The organism is Lichenicoccus roseus, from assembly GCF_005844085.1.
Taxonomy (GTDB): Bacteria; Pseudomonadota; Alphaproteobacteria; order Acetobacterales; family Acetobacteraceae; genus Lichenicoccus; species Lichenicoccus roseus.
Genome location: NZ_VCDI01000001.1, coordinates 766,612 through 785,284, shown reverse-complemented (window position 1 = coordinate 785,284; position 18,673 = coordinate 766,612). Strand labels below are relative to the sequence as shown.

At 68.6% G+C, this 18,673-nt stretch carries 16 protein-coding genes; 7 read left to right on the top strand and 9 right to left on the bottom strand.

What is annotated here, in order from left to right:
• Positions 1 to 150: 150 nt before the first annotated feature.
• The 5 genes from FE263_RS03475 to FE263_RS03455 all read right to left on the bottom strand — a co-directional run bounded on the left by FE263_RS03475 (position 151) and on the right by FE263_RS03455 (position 6,080).
• Positions 151 to 1,254, bottom strand: coding sequence for an ABC transporter ATP-binding protein (locus FE263_RS03475; protein WP_138324519.1), 1,104 nt, complete (start codon positions 1,252 to 1,254; stop codon positions 151 to 153).
• Positions 1,255 to 1,347: 93 nt separating this feature from the next.
• Positions 1,348 to 2,169: a carbohydrate ABC transporter permease gene (locus tag FE263_RS03470; protein WP_240758964.1), complete on the bottom strand. Its 822-nt coding sequence runs from the start codon at positions 2,167 to 2,169 to the stop codon at positions 1,348 to 1,350.
• A 3-nt stretch (positions 2,170 to 2,172) separates the two neighbouring features.
• Complete coding sequence (locus FE263_RS03465; protein ID WP_138324518.1) at positions 2,173 to 3,087, bottom strand: carbohydrate ABC transporter permease; 915 nt, start codon at positions 3,085 to 3,087, stop codon at positions 2,173 to 2,175.
• 116 nt (positions 3,088 to 3,203) lie between these two features.
• Entirely contained in the window at positions 3,204 to 4,526 is a 1,323-nt protein-coding gene (locus tag FE263_RS03460; RefSeq protein ID WP_138324517.1) for an ABC transporter substrate-binding protein, read from the bottom strand.
• 84 nt (positions 4,527 to 4,610) lie between these two features.
• Positions 4,611 to 6,080 carry a carbohydrate porin gene (locus FE263_RS03455; protein WP_240758963.1) on the bottom strand — a complete coding sequence of 490 codons (1,470 nt, stop codon included), beginning with the start codon at positions 6,078 to 6,080 and terminating at the stop codon, positions 4,611 to 4,613.
• 309 nt (positions 6,081 to 6,389) lie between these two features.
• Here FE263_RS03455 and FE263_RS03450 point away from each other — a divergent pair, with 309 nt between their 5' ends.
• Positions 6,390 to 7,700 carry an ROK family protein gene (locus FE263_RS03450; protein ID WP_171033908.1) on the top strand — a complete coding sequence of 437 codons (1,311 nt, stop codon included), beginning with the start codon at positions 6,390 to 6,392 and terminating at the stop codon, positions 7,698 to 7,700.
• A 3-nt stretch (positions 7,701 to 7,703) separates the two neighbouring features.
• Here the strand turns inward: FE263_RS03450 and xseA are convergent, their stop codons facing one another.
• A complete protein-coding gene (gene xseA / locus FE263_RS03445; protein ID WP_138324515.1) occupies positions 7,704 to 9,272 on the bottom strand; it encodes an exodeoxyribonuclease VII large subunit in 1,569 nt (522 codons plus the stop codon).
• 66 nt (positions 9,273 to 9,338) lie between these two features.
• On the opposite strand from xseA, the gene purD reads away from it, so the two are divergent.
• Complete coding sequence (gene purD, locus FE263_RS03440; protein ID WP_138324922.1) at positions 9,339 to 10,616, top strand: phosphoribosylamine--glycine ligase; 1,278 nt, start codon at positions 9,339 to 9,341, stop codon at positions 10,614 to 10,616.
• Positions 10,617 to 10,943: 327 nt separating this feature from the next.
• On the opposite strand, the gene FE263_RS03435 is transcribed toward purD, so the two are convergent.
• The gene (locus FE263_RS03435) at positions 10,944 to 11,882 is read right to left on the bottom strand and encodes a LysR family transcriptional regulator (protein WP_171033907.1); all 939 of its coding nucleotides are present in this window, start codon (positions 11,880 to 11,882) and stop codon (positions 10,944 to 10,946) included.
• Between the two features lie 90 nt (positions 11,883 to 11,972).
• On the opposite strand from FE263_RS03435, the gene FE263_RS03430 reads away from it, so the two are divergent.
• Together FE263_RS03430 and FE263_RS03425 are read left to right on the top strand one after the other, a co-directional pair.
• Positions 11,973 to 12,932, top strand: coding sequence for a cupin domain-containing protein (locus tag FE263_RS03430; protein WP_171033906.1), 960 nt, complete (start codon positions 11,973 to 11,975; stop codon positions 12,930 to 12,932).
• Between the two features lie 83 nt (positions 12,933 to 13,015).
• Positions 13,016 to 13,912 carry an alpha/beta fold hydrolase gene (locus FE263_RS03425; RefSeq protein WP_138324512.1) on the top strand — a complete coding sequence of 299 codons (897 nt, stop codon included), beginning with the start codon at positions 13,016 to 13,018 and terminating at the stop codon, positions 13,910 to 13,912.
• A gap of 241 nt (positions 13,913 to 14,153) precedes the next feature.
• Here the strand turns inward: FE263_RS03425 and FE263_RS03420 are convergent, their stop codons facing one another.
• On the bottom strand, positions 14,154 to 15,290 hold the full coding sequence (locus FE263_RS03420; protein ID WP_240758962.1) for an AbrB family transcriptional regulator: 1,137 nt from the start codon (positions 15,288 to 15,290) through the stop codon (positions 14,154 to 14,156).
• Complete coding sequence (locus FE263_RS03415; protein ID WP_138324511.1) at positions 15,287 to 15,853, bottom strand: hydrolase; 567 nt, start codon at positions 15,851 to 15,853, stop codon at positions 15,287 to 15,289. The genes FE263_RS03420 and FE263_RS03415 overlap by 4 nt, the downstream gene beginning before the upstream one ends.
• Positions 15,854 to 15,921: 68 nt before the next feature.
• On the opposite strand from FE263_RS03415, the gene FE263_RS03410 reads away from it, so the two are divergent.
• From FE263_RS03410 to FE263_RS03400, 3 genes are read left to right on the top strand one after another with little or no spacing between them, the layout of a single operon-like run.
• The gene (locus tag FE263_RS03410) at positions 15,922 to 16,539 is read left to right on the top strand and encodes a TetR/AcrR family transcriptional regulator (RefSeq protein ID WP_171033905.1); all 618 of its coding nucleotides are present in this window, start codon (positions 15,922 to 15,924) and stop codon (positions 16,537 to 16,539) included.
• A gap of 57 nt (positions 16,540 to 16,596) precedes the next feature.
• Positions 16,597 to 17,826 (top strand): 5-aminolevulinate synthase, encoded by a 1,230-nt coding sequence (hemA, locus tag FE263_RS03405; protein WP_138324509.1) that lies wholly within the window; start codon positions 16,597 to 16,599, stop codon positions 17,824 to 17,826.
• A gap of 7 nt (positions 17,827 to 17,833) precedes the next feature.
• A complete protein-coding gene (locus FE263_RS03400) occupies positions 17,834 to 18,667 on the top strand; it encodes a shikimate 5-dehydrogenase (RefSeq protein WP_138324508.1) in 834 nt (277 codons plus the stop codon).
• Positions 18,668 to 18,673 lie beyond the last annotated feature (6 nt).

The window sequence follows — 18,673 nt, the reverse complement described above, 5'->3', positions numbered from 1 at the left end:
CTCGACGACGGCAGGTCTTCAGGCTGGGTGTCGTGCTTCGACATCGCGATCGCCGGGACCTCCTGGTCAGGTACGTCCCGGTCCTAGCACAACCGGCTGGATCTGATGCAGGTGGATCCACGTGGGGAGGATGGCGCTCCCCGCCGCCGTTCAGACGGTCAGCGGATTGCGCCGCAGATGCTCCGCCGAGAGCCCGTCCGGGCCGAACACATGCGCGTGCGGCGCGGAGATCGACAGCCGCACCGGCTCGTGCAGGCGGGTCGCATCGGCGCCGTCGGTCTGCACCACCAGCAGGGTGCCGTCCTGCAGTTCGACATGCAGCAGCGTCAGGCCGCCGAGCCGCTCGGCGATCATGGCGCGGCCGTTGAGGGTGCCGTTCGGATCGACCGTCAGATGTTCCGGGCGGATGCCGAACGTCACCTTGGTCCCGGCGCGCAGGCTGCCCGGCTCGACCGGCACGATGACGCTGATGCCGCCGGGGCCGGAGATGGCGACGCCGTTCGTGTCGGCGCCGGTCACGGTCGCCGGCAGCAGGTTCATGCGCGGCGAGCCCATGAAGCCGGCCACGAACACGTTGCGTGGATGGTGGTAAAGCTCCAGCGGCGAGCCGATCTGCTCGACCACGCCGGCCTGCAGCACGACGATCTTGTCGGCCATGGTCATCGCCTCGACCTGGTCGTGGGTCACGTAGATCATGGTGGCGTTGAGCTGCTCGTGAAGGCGGGCGAGCTCGATGCGCATCTGGCCGCGCAGCGCCGCGTCGAGGTTGGACAGCGGCTCGTCGAACAGGAACACCTTCGGGTTGCGCACGATCGAGCGGCCGATCGCGACACGCTGGCGCTGGCCGCCGGACAGCTGGCCCGGCTTGCGCTGCAGGTAGGGCTCGAGCTGCAGGATACGCGCGGCCTCGGCGACCTTGGCGTTGCGCTCCTCGGTCTTCACCCCGGCGAGCTTGAGGGCGAAGCCCATGTTGTCGGCAACCGTCATGTGCGGATAGAGCGCGTACGACTGGAACACCATCGCCAGCTCGCGCTGGGCCGGGCCGACATCGTTGACGCGCTTGCCGTCGATCAGCAGGTCGCCGGCACTGATCTCCTCGAGCCCCGCGATCATGCGCAGCAGAGTCGACTTGCCGCAGCCGGACGGGCCGACGAACACCACGAATTCGCGATCCTCGACATCAAGGGTGACGCCCTTGATCGCCTCGTGGTTGGCGTAGGATTTGCGCAGGTCGCGCAGGGCAACAGTCGCCATGGAGTTTCCCCGACCTTCGGCCGGCCTTCTTATGGATGGATAAAGTCGTGTCTCATGAATATGGGGCGACGCGCGTCCGGTCCACCACCCGACCTACTTCACCGCACCGAAGGTCAGGCCGCGGACCAGCTGGCGCTGGCTGAGCCAGCCGAAGATCAGGATCGGCGCCACCGCCAGCGTCGAGGCGGCCGAGAGCTTGGCGAAGAACAATCCCTCCGGCGAGGAGAACGAGGCGATGAAGGCGGTGAGCGGCGCCGCCCTCGAGGAGGTCAGGTTGAGCGACCAGAACGCCTCGTTCCAGCACAGGATCAGCGACAGCAGTCCGGTGGAGGCGATGCCCGGCAGTGACAGCGGCATCAGCACGTGGCGCAGTTCTCCCATCCGTCCGGCGCCGTCCATGCGTCCGGCCTCCAGGATTTCGCGCGGCACTTCCTTGAAGAAGGTGAACAGCATCCAGACCACGATCGGCAGGTTCATCAGCATGTAGATCAGCACCAGGCCGGTGCGGGTATCGAGCAGGCCGGTCGCGCGCAGGATCAGGTAGATCGGGATCAGCACGCCGACCGGCGGCAGCATCTTGGTGGACAGCATCCACAGCAGGGTGCCGCGGGTGCGGTGGGTCGGGAAGAACGCCATCACGTACGCCGCCGGGATGGCGAGCAGCAGGGCGAGTACCGTGCCGCCCACCGAGATGATCACGCTGTTCATCGCGAACAGCCAGTAGTTCGCGCGGCTCTGCACCTCGGCGTAGCTCTGCAGGGTCGGGTGGAAGAACAGGTGCGGCGGGGTGGAAACCGCATCCACCTCCGACTTGAAGCCGGTGATGAACATCCAGAAGATCGGAAAGAACATGACGATCGCGATGCCCCAGCCAAGCAGGGCGATGGCGATCTTCTTGGCAATCGATGGGCGCACGGCTCAGACCTCCAGGTTGCGGGCGAACGAGCGCACCAGGAAGAAGGCCACGATGTTGGCCAGGATGATGGCGATCACGCCGCCGGCGGAACCGCCACCGACATCGAACTGCAGCAGTGCGCGGGCATAGATCAGGAAGGCGAGGTTGGTGGTGGCGACCCCGGGGCCGCCGGAGGTGGTGACGATGATCTCGGCGAAGATGGTCAGCAGGAAGATCATCTCGATCATCACCACCACGCCGATGGCGCGGCGCAGATGCGGCAGGGTGATATAGAAGAACGAGGCGATGGCGCCGGCGCCGTCCATGCGGGCCGCTTCTCGCTGCTCGTGGTCGAGCGACTGCACCGCGGTCAGCAGGATCAGCACCGCGAACGGCAGCCACTCCCACGACACGATGCCGACGACGGTGAGCAGCGGGACCTGGGAGAACCAGTCCACCGGGGTGATGCCAACCCCGCGCAGAAGCGATGACACCACCCCGTAGATCGGGTGCAGCATCAGGTTCTTCCACACCAGGGCGGACACCGTCGGCATGACGAAGAAGGGCGCGATCACCAGCAGGCGCGCCACGCCGCGGCCGAAGAAGTCCTGGTCGTAGAGCACCGCGAGCAGGGTGCCGCCACACACCGTGATCAGCAGCACGCCGCCGACCAGGATCAGCGTGTTGATCAGCGACGACCAGAAGTCGGGGTCGGTGAGCAGATATTGATAGTTGTCGAAACCGGCGAAGCCGGTCTGGGTGGGGTCGACCAGGTTGTAGTGCTGGAACGAGTACCACAGGGTCATCACCAGCGGCACGATCGACCAGATCAGCAGGATGACGACCGCCGGGGCAATCAGCGGCAGGGTCACGCCGCTGCGACTCGTCTTGCGGGCGAACCTGCGCCCTGGCGTCGGCGTGGCTATGGTGGTCGACATCCTGAACGCACTCCTCCGGCCCATTCCGGGCCTTGTTCCCTCGGGATATATTTCCCCGTCGCCGCGCCGGACAGCGCCTTGTTCCAGACGACCATGCCCAACTTCGGGGCTCGGTCCTACTTCAGGTAACCAGACTGGCGCATGGTCCGGGTGGTGCTGGCCTGCGCCGCGTGCAGCGCAAGGTCGACACTCTGCTGCCCGCTCAGGGTTCCTGCAAGGGTCTGCCCGACCTGGGTGCCGATCGCCTGGAATTGCGGAATATCGACGAACTGCGCGCCGCGATAGGGCCGTGGCCCGGCGGTCTGGCCGTTCGGATCGGCGGTCTCGATGGCCTTCTCCACGAAGGACGCGAACGGCGCTGCCTTCTGGTACTCGGGATTGGCATAGGTCGAGGCACGCGTGCCCGGCGGCACCGCCACCCAGCCATTCTGCTTGGCCACCAGCGCGATGTATTCCTTCGAGGTCGCCCAGGTCACGAAGCTCTCGGCGGCGTCGATCTGCTTCGACGAGGCCGGGATGGCGAGGTTCCAGCTCCACAGCCAGGTCGGGCCGCGGCCGTACGGGCCCTTCGGGATCGGCGCGAAGCCAACGGTGTCCGAGACCTGCGACTGCTTCTTGTCGTACAGCAGGCCGGAGGCGACCGTGCTGTCGATCCACATGCCGCAATGGCCGGACGCGAACAGGGCGAGGTTCTCGTTGAAGCCGTTCGAGGTGGCGCCCGGCGGGCCGTCGGCCTTCAGGATGCCGTCATAGTAGTTGACCGCGGCATGCCACGGCTTGCTGTCCAGCATCGGGTGCCAGGTCATGTCGAACCACTGGCCGCCGAAGGTGTTCAGCAGCGAGGTGAAATAGGCGATGTTCTCGCCCCAGCCCGGCTTGCCGCGCAGGCACATGCCATAGATCTGGTGCGACGGGTCGTTGATCTTGTCGGCAAACTCGCGGATCTGCTGGTAGGTCGGCGCGGCCGGCATGGTGAGCCCGGCGTGCTTGAACAGGTCGGTGCGGTAATAGGTCATCGCACTTTCCGCATAGAACGGCAGCGCGTACAGCTTGCCCTTGTAGGTCAGGCCCTGGCGTACCGGCTTGATCAGGTCGTCCGCATCATAGCCGGCGGCCGGCGTGATCGGGTGCAGCCAGTTCTGCTTGGACCAGATCGGCACTTCGTAGTTGCCGATCGTCATGATGTCGAACTGGCCGGCACGGGTGGCGATGTCGGTGGTGACGCGCTGGCGCAGCACGTTCTCCTCGAGCACCACCCAGTTCAGGTGGATACCCGGATGGGTGCGCTCGAACTCCGGCGAGAGCTTCTGCATGACCACCATGTCGCCGTTGTTGACGGTAGCGATGGTCAGTGTCGTGTCGGCCCTGGCCGCTGCCGGGAAGGCGGATAGCGAGCTCCCTCCCAGAAGGACCGCGAATGTGCAGGCGCTCAAGCGCATGGATTGATCTCCCGGGCCTGAAAAAGGAAAAGCCGGGCAGGTACGAGACCAGCCCGGCTGAAGTCTAGGTGAGAGTGTCTGCCTTTAGAACAGCTCGATATGGCTCTTGAAGCCGAGCAGGGCTGCGTCCGGCAGGTTCTTCTGTGCGTTCGGACGGATGAAGTACTGGAAATCCGGTGCGAACGTCACGCCACGGAACACGTGGATCTGGTAGTTGAGTTCGATGTCCATCGTGTAGTTCTGGACGCCGTTGGGGATCGACGGGTCGTTGTTGCTGACGAAGGTGCCACCGGTGCCGATGATCGGCTCGCCGAGCTCCTGCTGCAGTGCCTCGAGCTTGCCGAGCGAACCCGCGACCTTGGTGTAGTTGAACAGCAGGCCGATGGTGTCGAACGGACGTGCATGCCAGAAGTCGCGATCGAGCGACATGATGGTGAACTGGTCCGCACGCGTCGAGTAGCGCGGATCGTTATGGACGTAGTCGCCCTTCACGATGATGCCGTCGGTAGCACCCGGGCCGTTGCGATAGACCATCTGGTCGGCGGAGACCCAGGCGATGGTGCCGCCCTTACGCTCCTGCGCCGGCAGCCCGGTGTAGGGGATCGGAGCGCCGTTCTGGTCGATGTAGTTGGAGGCATGGTTGTTGTTGTCGTAGCCGAAGCCGACCTTGTAGTGGCCGGGCAGCTTGTCCGCGCCCCAGGCCGGCTCGAAGCCGACTTCGACCGGGAAGTACTCGCCGTTGATGTGCGAGCTGTCGAGGTGGAAGCCGGAACGGTAGCCGTTGGTCGCGTTGTAGATGTTGTCTTCGGTAAAGAAGATGCCGGACTGGACGTAGACCTGGCTGACCGGGCGGACACGCAGGCGGAACGCCCAGTTCGCATCCGGGTAGGACGAGTTCGAGACGTTGTCGCCGAACGCCTTCGGGTTGCCGCAGAGCGAGTTGTTCTGGAAGTTGCAGTTCAGCGGCGACGAGTCGAAGTCGTTCTGTGACGGGAAGCGGCCGAAGGCGAGGTTGAAGCGACCATGCGCCGCGGTCTCTTCACCGTAGAAGAACACCAGATGGATCGCGGTGTTGCCGCCGGCGCCGTAGATCTCCTGGCTCGGGTTCAGGTTGTCGCCGAAGATGCGGCTGTCGGGAATGCCGTAGCGGCCGACTGCAACGGCGTGCGTCTCGAAGCCGGGAATGCCAGCGAGGACGTTCCAGTCCTGATCCCACTCCAGGCCGTACTGGCCGGCATTGGCGGAACCGGTCTTGGCGCCGGTGATGTTGCCGTCGAACTCGTCGACGTTGTCGAGCAGCACCGCGGTGCCGTACTGGCGGAGATACTGGTTCACCTGCGGTACCAGCGCCTCGGGAGCGGGCAGCGGTGCCATGCCGTAGTTAGCACTCGGGGTGTTCGACAGCTTCTGGCTGGCGAAGAGGCCGGATCCGCTGTCGAGAGTCTGCGCCAGTGCGGGCGCCGAAGCGAAGCCGATCATCGCGCCGGCGGCGAGAAGCAGGTCGCGGCGCGCACGCCACCCGGTCCGGGACTTCGCCCCGTTGTAGCCAGACATATGGTTTCCTCCAAAAGTCTTCTTGCGGTCTTGATCTACACGAGAAACGTCTGTCTGGCTGTGATCTTCCCGCCACACTGGGCCGGAAAGGCAACGAAACCGGATTGACCCCACGGCGCGATGGACGATCATTCCGGTCGACGCGGCCCACCGCAGCGCAACCATACCGTTCGCAGCCGTGGTCCCACGCCAGACCCCCGGCGTCAAGTTAACTAATTCACCGGGAGTTAAGAATTCGGCTTCCGTGGCGCGTTGCGAGATGCCATCAGGGGAGCCGGCCGGCGACAAGACCGGCGAATGGGCGTCCTGATGAATGAAACGGAGAACACCGGCGACGAGCATCCCGAGCTCGCGTCAACCGTCACCCGGCAGGGCAGCAACTCGAGTGCCGTCCGGCGCTTCAACGAACGCCGCCTGCTGACCTGGCTGCGTCGCCTCGGCGAAGCCTCCAAGGCGGAACTGGCGCGCAACCTGAACCTCACCCAGAACACCGTCGGCCAGATCGTGCTCGAACTCGCCGACCAGGGCCTGATCAGCAGTCTTGGCCGCCGCATGGGCCAGCGCGGACAGCCCGCTACGCTGCTGCGGCTGGAAGCCGGTGGCGCCTACTCGATCGGCATCAAGCTGGGACGGCGCTCGGTGGATGCCCTGCTGGTCGATCTCACCGGCGCGGTGCTGAAGCATCGCCGGTACGAATGCCTGTTTCCCGAGCCCGCGGAGGCGATCGCGCTCGCGCTCCGCGGCGTCGGCGAGGTAAGGCGCGCGGTGCCGAAGGATCGCCGCGATCGGCTGGTCGGCGTCGGCCTTGCGATGCCGTTCAATATCGGCACCTGGCGCAGCGGCCAGCCTGGCTCGGAACTGCGTCCCGATGTGCAGAGCGTCAAGGGCGCGGACGGGCCCGGGGGACGCGATGCAGCCGACGCGCTGTCATGGCTGGGCTACGATCTCGCGGCACAGCTGCAGCCGTTGCTTGATCTGCCCTTGCTTGTCGAGAGCGAGGGCGCGGCGGTGGCAATCGCCGAGCTGTTCCACGGCCATGGCCGCCGGCTCGACGATTTCGCCTGCATCTATATCAACAGCTCGATCGGCGGCGGCGCAGTGCTCGACGGCGAATATCGCCGCGGCGTTACCGGCAAGGCCGGCGATATCGGCCTGATCCCGGTGCCGCGCTCGTCGCTCGCCGCCAACCGCCCGGCCCGTGGCCTGCCGACGACGCTGCAGGATCGCGCGTCCGGGTCGTCGCTGATCCGTCACCTGCAGGCGAACGGCATCAGCATCGGCGGTGCGGTCGAACTGCATGCGGTGATGCGCGACCATCCGGATCTGGTCGAGAATTGGCTGCAGGATTGCGCCGATGCTCTGGTGATGCCGATGCTGTCGATGGCGATGGTGCTCGACGTGCACGCGATCATTCTCGACGGCAACCTGCCGCGCGCGCTGATCGCGGCGCTGCTGGAGCGGCTGGAGCCGATGCTGCAGGCCGCCACGCCGCCGTCCCGCAAGCCCGCCGCCCTGCTGCACGGGACCAGCGGCGATCGCGCCGCCGGACTTGGCGCCGCGCTGCTGCCGCTGCACGATCGCCATGGCCAGACCGGCCTCGCATCGGTCGCCGCAGCCTGACGTTCAGATCCCCAGCGCGCCCTGGCGGCCCGGCGCCGGCTCGACCTTCACGCCGCGCTCGCCGTCGGCGAACACCAGGTCGAGACGCATGCCGGTGCGCAGCGTCGCCGCCTGGGTGACTGCGCGCCCCGCATCGTCGCGCACCAGCACATAGCCGCGCGACAGCAGCGCCATCGGGTTGGCGCCTTCCAGCCGTGCCTCGAGACTGTCGATCTGCGTGCGTCGCTGCCGCAGCAGCGCCAGCAGCGGCGAGGCCGAGACCGGCCGGCCGAGCAGCGTTGCCTGGCTGCGGCCGATCGCCCGTCGCAGCGCGGCGTCCAGCTGGCTGCCCACCAGACCGATGCGCCCATGGCCGGCGGCGATGCGGGCGCGGGGCGGGTGCAGGTGGCGTTCGGCGGTGATCAGGCCGGTGCGGCGCAGCGCCACCAGGCGGGGCAGGGCGGTGGCGAGGCCACGCGCCGCCAGCACCACCCCGTTGCGACGGGTTGCGATCAGCGCCACCGGGGACGGCATGTGCCGCTCGGCCAGCACCAGGGCGTTGCGCCGGGCGGCGACCAGGTTCGGCAGCGCGATCGACAGCCGGTAGCCGCGATCGTCCAGCCGCTGGCGCACCGTCCCCAACAGGTTCGGCAGGTCGGGCAGCGCGTGGGCGGCAGCGTCGAGCCGGCGCCGGCGATGCTGCACCAGGTGGTTGAGGGCGCTGATCAGGCGGGCGGCGCGGTGCGCGAGGTCGGCGGCGAGATCGGCCCGCGCCGGAACCGCGAGTTCCGCCGCCGCGGTCGGGGTCGGCGCGCGACGGTCGGAGACGTAGTCGATCAGCGTGGTGTCGGTCTCGTGGCCGACGGCGGAGATCAGCGGGATGCGGCAGGCGCCGGCGGCGCGCAGCACGGCCTCGTCGTTGAACGCCATCAGGTCCTCGAGGCTGCCGCCGCCGCGGGCGACGATCAGCACGTCGGGCCTGGGAATGCCCCCTCTGCCGGTAAGCCGGTCGAAGCCGGCGATGGCGGCGGCGATGCGCGCGGCGGCGCCCTCGCCCTGCACCGGCACCGACCAGACCAGCAGCCGGCGCGGAAAACGCCGCGCCAGGGTGGTGCGGATGTCCTGCAGCACCGCGCCCTGCGCCGAAGTGACGATGCCGATCACCGCCGGCAGCACCGGCAGCGCCCGCTTGCGGTCGGCGTCGAACAGGCCTTCCTCGGCAAGCCGCACGCGCAGCCGCTCGATGCGGGCCAGCAGCGCGCCTTCGCCGGCATACTCCATGCGCTCGACGATGAGCTGGTACGAGGAGCGCTCGCCATAGGCGGAGACCCGTCCGGTCGCCACCACCTCCAGCCCGTTCTCCGGTACCAGCCCGAGCCCGCGTACGGAGTTCTTGAAGCAGACGCCGGAGATCTTGCCGCCCTCGTCCTTGAGCGAGAAATAGAGGTGGCCGGACGGGTAGCGCTTGTAGTCGGTGATCTCGCCGCGTACCCGCACCCGCCCGAAGGAGCCTTCCAGCAGCCGCTTTATCGCCCCCGAGATTTCCGAGACCGAGAATTCGGGCAGGTTCGAAAGCGGCGCGGGCGTATCCATCGGCGCAGGTTAGCCTGCAGCATGTCGGCTTGGTAGCATCGCCGGGCACAGGGAGTGGGGATGGCGATGCGTGTACTGCTGGTTGGATCGGGCGGGCGCGAGCATGCGCTGGCGGCGGCGCTGCATCGCTCGCCGTTGCTGGCCTCGCTGTTCATCGCCCCCGGGAACCCGGGCACCGCTTCCCTCGGCCGCAACGTCGCCATCGCAGCCGACGACGTGCCGGCCCTGGTCGCCTTCGCACAGGCCGAGCGCATCGACCTGGTGGTGCCCGGCCCGGAGGCGCCGCTGGTGGCGGGCCTCGCCGACGCCTGTGCCGCAGCCGGCATCGCCTGCGCCGGACCCACGCAGGCCGCGGCGCGGCTCGAAGGCAGCAAGAGCTTCACCAAGGAGATCTGCGACGAGGCCGGCATCCCGACCGCACGCTGGGAGTGCTTCACCGATGCCGCCTCTGCGCATGCCTTCGTGCGCCGGCGCGGGGCGCCGATCGTGGTCAAGGCGGACGGGCTCGCCGCCGGCAAGGGCGTGGTGGTGGCGCGCGACCTGGCGGAAGCCGAGGCGGCGATCGCCGACATGATGGAGCACGCGGCCCCCGGCGAGGCGGGTGCCTCGCTGGTGATCGAGGAGTGCCTGGAGGGCGACGAGGTCTCGCTGTTCGCCTTCTGCGACGGCACCGAGGCGGTGCTGATCGGCGCGGCGCAGGACCACAAGCGGATCGGCGAGGGCGATACCGGCGCCAACACCGGCGGCATGGGGGCGATCTCGCCGCCGCCCGGCTTCGGGGCGGAGGCGCAGGAGCGCGCGCTCGACCTGCTGGTGCGTCCGGCGCTTGCGGTGCTGGCGCGACGCGGGACGCCGTTCCGCGGCGTCATCTTCGCCGGCCTGATGCTCACCGCGCAGGGTCCGAAGCTGATCGAATACAACGTGCGCTTCGGCGATCCGGAGGCGCAGGCGCTGCTGCTGCGGCTGCAGAGTGACCTGCTGGCAGCATTGGTCGCCATGTGCGAGGGGCGCCTCGCGGACGCTGGACTACGCTTCTCCGACGAGGCCGCGGTCGCGGTGGTGCTGGCCGGGCGCGGCTATCCGGGCAAGCCTGCGGCCGGCGGCGCGATTGCCGGCATCGAGGCCGCCGAGGCGATCGCCGGCGTGCGGGTGTTCCAGGCAGCGACTGCGCTGGATGCGGCGGGCGTGCTGCGCGGTGCGGGGGGGCGCGTGTTGAGCGTGTGCGCGACGGCAGCAAGCCTCGCCGATGCGCGGGATGCGGCGTACGCCGGGATCGCGCGTATCGAGTGGCCGGACGGCGTGTGGCGCCGCGACATCGGCGTGCGGGCGCTTGCGCTTTCCTGATTGTCGCATGACGCCATGGCTAGTGCCTGCCGAGCGCGAACATCTATCCAGTAGACGTTGCGGATCTCGCCGGTGCGGGTAGCGGCGTTCGGATGTGGTATGACCTGACGGCAAGCCAGTGCGTGGCAGACCTCTGTTTCACGTAGACTTGGTCCGCTCCCGACCTGCACGGGTCCATTTCCGGCGCGGACGTTCCTGTTCCAGGCAGCAGGCTGCGGCCATGCGCCCCCTGTCGTCACAGCCGCGCGTTCAGCCGACATCGAAGCCGAGCTTTCTGCAAGGATACCCTTGAAGGTCCTGGCGCTTGACGGTGCAGCAGCGGGCACGTCAGGCGTCGCCACATCGGAATGGCGAGAGCGCCCCGGCCAGGGCGCGGCGCCACCAGGTGTGGCCGGGGTCGTGCTGGAAGCGAGGGTGCCACCAGAGGTAAGCCACGCCCCGGGGCAGCTCCAGCGGCGGCGGCCTGAGTTCCACATCCAGGCGTTCGGCCCGTTCCGCGACCGCTTGCGGTAGGGTGGCGATCAGGTCGGAGGACGCCACGATGTAGGCCGCAGCCGGAAAGCTCGGCACGGTCACGGCAACGCGGCGGCGCAGGCCCCGCACAGCCAGCGCCTCGTCCACGATCCCGGTTTTGCCGCCTGTGGTGCTGACCAATACGTGCGGCAGCGCGACGTAGGCCTGCAGGTCGAGCGGCCGCGCCAACGCAGGGTGGCCGCGCCGGAGCAGGCAGCGGAACGGCTCGTCGATCACCCGCTGGCGCATCACCTCCCGGTCCAGGCCCAGGATCCCCTCCGCCTCGGCGCCTGCCAGCACCAGGTCAAGCCGGCCGCTCGCCATCTCTTCCGGCAGGCCCGGGCCGATCGCGCGGATGCACACGTCCACCCCCGGCGCCGTCTGCCGGAGATACCCGATGAACTCCGGGATCATGGTGAATTGTGGGTGGTCCGGCGTCGCCAGCGAGAAGCTGCGGGTGGAGGTCGCGGGGTCGAAGTGCTGCTGGTGCCGCAGCAACCGCTCCAAAGCGTCCAGTCCGGAGCGCAGGTCCGGGCGAAGGCTCTGCGCCAGGGGCGTCGGCTCCAGGCCGGTGGGGGTACGCACCAGCAGCGGGTCGCCCAGCCTCGATCGCAGACTGCGTAGCGAGTGGCTGACAGCAGACTGCGTCACCCCGAGCCGGGCCGCGGCGCGTGTGACGCTTCGCTCCGCCAGCACCGCGTCGAGCACCAGGAACAGCCGCAGGTCCCGCTCGGAGACATGAGCCCCGTTCATGGGCGGATGAGACCACAAGGGCTCGCCACGCGCCAGCCGAAGCGCGATCTCCGCACCGTCGGTCGCCACAACGGAATTAGGAAGCATGAGATGGACAGCATGACGGAGCAGACCCGGCGCGATGGCGCGATCCTGTTTGCCGGCACAGCGGTGAACGTCCTCGTCTCCGCGGAGGCGATGGCAGGCGCATTTTCGATGCTGCTCGTCGCCAATCCGCCGGGCTGCTGGACGCCACCGCACGTGCACCGGAACGAGGACGAGACGGTGCTCGTGCTCGCCGGCACGCTGCGGGTCGAGACGGAGGAGCGGGCCATGAACGTCGGGCCCGGGCAGGCGGTCGTGCTGCCGCGGGGTCGTCCGCACCGCCTGGGCAATACGGGTGCGCAGGAGACGCGTTTCCTGGTGCTGTGCACGCCCGGCGGCTTCGACGACTTCGTCCGGGCTGCCGGCCGCCCGATGCCGAAAGGCGGCCCGACGATGGACGAGGCCGACATTGCCCGGCTCGTGCAGGCCGCGCCGCGCCACGGCATCGAGTTGCTGGCGCCCGCAGCGCCGCGTCCCGTCCCGGCCCGGGAAGCGGCAGCCGCGGCCGACGAGGTCGACGTGCTCGGCATCCGCATCCAGGTCCTCGCCGAGTGCGGGCCCGGCGACGACGATCCCTGCCTGATGCGCGTGCAAGTGCCGCCGGGTGGCATGGTGCCGATGCACTGCCACGCCGACCGCGAGGTGATCTACGGCTTGGGCGGCGTGCTGGAAGCGTGGATCGGGCCGGTGGGCAAGGCGGCCTGGCAGGCGGTCGGCGCCGGGCAGGTCGCGGACATTCCAGCCGGCGTCCCGCACGCCTTGCGCAATCAGGGCGATGTGCCGGCAGACGTGCTGCTGATTGCGACGCGGCGCATCGCCGGGCTGTTCCGCGAGGTCGGCTGCCCGGTAGGAGATGCCCCGCACGGGCCACCTTCCCCGGACCGGATACAGGCGCTCGCGGCTGCCTCGTACGCCCGCGGCTACTGGCTCGCCGGTGAGGCGGAGAACGCCGCGATCGGCCTGTAGCCGGGCGTCGAGGACGCCTGACCCATGTCCACGTCCGCCGGAAACCGCCATGCTCTGGCATCAGCGTGCGGAAGGCGACCGTAGTGAAGACCATCCGGACTCCTGTTCTCGAAATCGCGTTCGAAACCGGCGGTCCGGAGGATGGACGACCTGTGTTCCTCCTGCATGGGTGGCCCGACGATGCGACGGCCTGGCGCGCCATTGCCCCAGCCCTTGAGGCCGAGGGCTACAGATGGGTAGCGCCCTGGCTTCGCGGTTCTGGCGCGACTCGTTTTCTGTCCAGCGACACCCTGCGCGACGGGAGCGGCGTCGCGATCGCGCACGACGTGCTCGATCTGGCGGACGCTTTGGGCTGGGGGCGGTTCGCCGTCGTGGGACACGACTGGGGCGGTCGTGCCGCGTACATCCTGGCAGCGGTCGCTCCAGAGCGAGTGGCGTCGATCTCGTCGCTCGCCATCGGCTACGCACCCCGGGGGCGCTTCGCCGTACCGACGTTCGAGCAAAGCCGGCGCTGGTGGTACCAGTGGTTCATGGCTACGGACGGAGGAGCCCAGGCCGTCCGCGCCGATCCTGTGGGCTTCGCCCGCATGCAGTGGGATACGTGGGGTCCGACGGACTGGTTCGACGACAGCATCTTCGCTGCCGTCTCGGGTAGCTTCCAGAACCCGGACTGGGCGGCAATCACGCTTCATGGGTATCGGAGCCGCTGGAAGACGGAGGCGTTTGATCCACGCCATGCCCGACTACGGGAGAAGGTCGACGGCTGCGAACTGCTGGCCGTTCCCGCGCTGATGATCCAGGGGGCGGAGGATTTCTGCGACCCGCCCGGGGAGTCTGAAGGCCAGCAGCGCTTTTTCACGAACGGCTACCATCGTCTGGTGCTGCACGGGGTGGGCCACTTCCCGGCGCGGGAGAATCCACACGCGGTCGCAGGTCCAATCATTTCGCACCTGAACTTGGGCGCCGCTCGGGCGCGTTGACTCGATGCGGGCGTCAGGGCAGGCGGGCTTCCTGCCCTGCCTGGGACTGCGTCTGCCTTTCAGGATGGCCGCTAATTTCGATGTCCCTCTTGCGGCGGTGGGTTCCTCGTCCGGGTAACGAGTGTCTGCTTCCAGGTTCAGTGCCCAGCTTCCTGAGCGACCGGCATCGGTCGAGGACGAACTTCGTAGTCCCTGGACGAAGGTCTGCTCACCACCGGAAGCGGATCCGCAGCTTCAAGCTCTACCTTGTATACTCTTGAATCGTTTCATCGAAGATCTTGGAAGACGGCGTTGCCTCGGCCTCTGGGGCCGGCCTGTGCAGCCCCGCTAGCAATCGCGCCAGCGTCGGGCCGACCAGCAGGACCAGCAGGAAGCGCAGCATCTGCATTGCCATCACGAACGGCATGTCGACATGCGCGCCGGCGGCGATGATGGCGACCGAGTCCGCGCCGCCCGGGCTGGTGGCGAGGTAGGCGGTCAGCGGTGCGATCCCGGCCACGCGGTGCAACAGTACCGCGAAGCCGCCGCAGACGGCGATCAGCGCCAGGATCGAGCCAAGGATGCGCGGCAGCGCCGTCGCGACGCCGCGCAGCATGTCGGCGCTGAAGCGCAGCCCGATGGTCCAGCCGAGCAGCCCGTAGGCGGCCGCCAGCCATGGCAGCGGCAGCGTTATGGCGATCAGTCCGCAACCCTTGAGCACCATGCCGGCGAACATCGGTACCAGCAGGGCGCCGGCCGGGATGCGCAGCAGCCGGCCGAGCCCGATGCCGGCGGCGGCGAGCAGGACTGTCTCCGCGAGGCCGATCGGGGGCACCGCGGCCAGCCAGTGCGGTCCATCCACATGCGCCGCCGCACCGGCCGGCACCCAGAGGCGTGCGACCAGCGTCGCGACCAGCGCCACCGCGACCACGCGCAGATACTGCATGACGGCGACCATGCGCATGTCCGCTCCATACGCCTCCGCCATCAGCACCATCACCATGGCCGCGCCGGGCATCGAGCCCCACACCGCAGTGGTGCCGGGCAGCACGCGCCAGCGCATCAGCAAATATCCGAGCAGGGCTGCGGCCAGCACCACCGAGACAACGCCGCCGGCGAACACCGGCCAGTGGCGCAGGATCTCCCCGCCGAGCGAGAGCGGCAGGGTGCGGGCGATCATGCAGCCGACCGTGGCCTGCGCCGCCACGAACAGGGTCTGCGGTACCCGGAAGGTCGCGCCGGCGCCGGCCAATACGGCAGCGGCGAACATCGGGCCCAGCAGCAGCGCCGCAGGCAGCCGCGCCGCCGCCAGCGGCAGCACCAGCAGGACCGACAGCGCGACCAGCAGCGCCACCTGTCCCGGAAGCGGCCAGTCGCGGATCGCGGCCGGATGCATCATGCCAGCTCGATCTCCGATGCCTGGACGATGCGGGACACGCGCGGCAGCACGTGGGCGATGGCGAAGTCATGCAGGTCAGAGGCAATGGTGGTGCAGGCATCCTCCGCGATGACTACGTCGTAGCCGAGTTCCCACGCATGCCGGGCGGTCGATTCCACCCCGAAATTGGTCGCGATGCCGCCGAGCACGATGGTCTGCACGCCGCGGCGACGCAGCACGATGTCGAGCTCGGTGCCGGTGAAGGCGCCCCATTGCCGCTTGGTGATCAGCAGGTCGCCCGGCTGCGCCAGGCCGGCGACGAGATCGGACCAAGTCGCGGGCAGGCCGCCGGGAGGTGCCGGGAGCGCCCGATCGACCTTGCCCGGAGGGGCATCGGAAAAGTCCGGCGCGAAGGCGACGCGCACCAGCACCACCGGCGCACCGGCGGCACGGAAGCGGTCGGCCAGCGCCTTGCCGGCGGCAACGGTCGCCGCACCGGTGCGCGGCGCGCAGTCCATGCCGACGATGCCGCACTGCAGGTCGATCAGCACGAGGGCGGTGCTGGCCGGGTCGAGTTCGGGCATCGGCGGCTCCTGGTTTTCATGTTATGCGAGGATCGTCTCGCCTTTTCTACTTGAGGGTATCCTCGCAAATGTCAACCGCCAGGACCGGTGTGCTGCCGACACGGCGGCGTGGCCGCGATCGCGTCGCCGCGATCCTTGACGCCGCCGCCGCCGTGTTCGCCGAGAGAGGCTTCGACGCGGCGACGATGACCGAGATCGCCTCGGCGGCATGCACCGCGATCGGGTCGCTGTATCGTTTCTTTCCGAACAAGGACCTGCTGGCCGACGCGGTGTTCAGTCGCTACGCCGACAGCATGCTCGACACCCTCGATGTCCTGGTGCTGCAGGCGCCGCTGCTCGGTCCGGAGGCGCTGGCCGAGGCGCTGGTCGCCAGCGGACTGCAACAGCGCCCCTATCGCGACGCGGCGGTGGCGCTGGCCGACGAACGCAACGAGGGCCCGCTGCTGCGCAAGGCGTTGCGGGCCTCGATCCGCGACAAGGTCGGCCTGATCCTGGCGGCCGCGACCGGCCTGCCGGCGACGCAGGCGGCGCGGATGGCGCCGATGGTGCTGCAGGCGATGAAGGCGGCGCCGGTGCTGCTGCGCGAGGGCCTGGATCCCGAGGCGGTGGTGGCGGAGGCGCGGCGCATGATCGCCTGCTATGTCGCGGGCAGCATGCAGCCGGCTTGCACAGCCGCCGGTCGATGATCAGATCTGGCGCCTTGCCCAGGACCGTCCGGGGCCGGGACAGGGAGTTCGCCCGCCATGGACCATGAAGCCTTCTTCCGCCGGCAACTCGACCGGCTGCGCGCCGAAGGCAACTACCGGGTATTCGCGGAGCTCGAGCGCCATGCCGGCGACTTCCCGCGCGCCACCTTGCTGAACGCCCGCGACCACGGGGCGCAGTCCGACACCCGCGAGGTGACGATCTGGTGCTCCAACGACTATCTCGGCATGGGCCAGAACCCGTCCGTGCTGGCCGCCATGCACGAGGCGATCGACCGGCTCGGCGCCGGCGCCGGTGGCACCCGCAACATCTCCGGCACCTCGAGCCAGCACGTGCTGCTGGAGCAGGAGCTGGCCCGGCTGCATGGCAAGGAGGCCGGGCTGCTGTTCGGCTCCGGCTACATGTCGAACTGGGCGACGCTGGGCACCATCGCGGCAAGGGTGCCGGGCTGCATCGTGCTGTCGGATGCCGGCAATCATGCCTCGATGATCGAGGGCATCCGGCACAGCCGCGCCGAGCGGCAGATCTTTGCCCACAACGATCCGCGCGACCTGGAGCGCCGGCTGGACGACCTGCCGCCGGATGCGCCGAAATTCGTGGTGTTCGAGAGCGTGTACTCGATGGATGGCGACATCGCACCGATCGCCGAACTGTGCGACGTCGCCGAGCGGCATGACGCGATGACCTACCTGGACGAGGTGCACGCGGTCGGGCTGTATGGCCCACATGGTGCGGGCATTGCCGCACGAGACGGCGTTGCCGACCGCATCACCATCATCGAGGGTACGCTGGCCAAGGGTTTCGGCATCGTCGGCGGCTACATCGCGGGCTCGGCGGCCATGTGCGACTACGTGCGCTCGTTCGCGTCCGGCTACATCTTCACCACCGCGCCGCCGCCCGCTCTGACGGCAGGCGCCATCGCAAGCATCCGTGCGCTGCGCGATGCCGACGACCTGCGTGCGCTGCACCAGCTGCGGGTGTCGCAGGTGCGCCGGGCGCTGGAGCGCGAGGGGGTGCCGCACCTCGACAATCCGTCGCATATCGTGCCGGTGATCGTGGGCGACCCGGTGGCGACGCGCATGATGTCGGAGCGGCTGCTGTCGCGGCACGGCATCTACGTGCAGCCGATCAACTATCCGACCGTTCCGCGCGGCAGCGAGCGCCTGCGCCTGACGCCGACGCCGCTGCACAGCGAGGCCGATGTCGCGCACCTGGCGAGCGCGGTCGGCGAGGAATGGGCGTCCTTCAAGCTGCAGCGGAGCGCCTGAGCGCGTCATGAGCAAGCTGTCGATCAACCGCACGACGAAGCTGTGCATGTCGCTGTCGGCGCGGCCGGGCAATTTCGGCACCCGCTTCCACAACCATCTCTACGAGGCGCTGGGGCTGGACTACGTCTACAAGGCGTTCAGCACGCGCGATCTCGAGGGCGCGATCCACGGCATACGTGCGCTCGGCATTCGCGGCTGCGCTGTATCGATGCCGTTCAAGGAAGCCTGCATCCCGATGCTGGACAGCCTCGATCCGTCTGCGGAGGCGATCGGCTCGGTCAACACCATCGTCAATACGGTTGGCCACCTGCACGCCTACAACACCGACTACATCGCCATCGTGCGGCTCGTCGCAGAGACACCGATCGACCGCGACATCCCGTTCCTGCTGACCGGCAGCGGTGGCATGGCGAAGGCGGTGGCCTCGGCCTTGCGCGACAACGGCTTCCGGAACGGCACCATCGTCGCCCGCAACAAGACGACCGGCCCTGCGCTTGCGGAGGCGTGCGGCTATCGCTGGGCGTCCGGGCTTGCCGATGCGGAAGCGGGCATGTTGATCAATGTCACTCCGGTCGGAATGGAGGGCGGGCCGGAGGTTGATGATCTCGCTTTCCCGCAGGCGATGATCGAGGCGGCGCGCGTGGTGGTCGATGCGGTGGCGCTGCCGTCGGAGACCCCGACCATCAAGGCAGCGCGGGTGCTCGGCAAGCGGGTCGTGACCGGTGCCGAGATCCAGACCGTGCAGGCGGTCGAGCAGTTCATCCTCTACACCGGGCAGACGCCGACCGAGGAGCAGATCGCTGCGGCGGCGGCCTTTGCACAAGGCAAGACCGCCGCCTGACGTCGT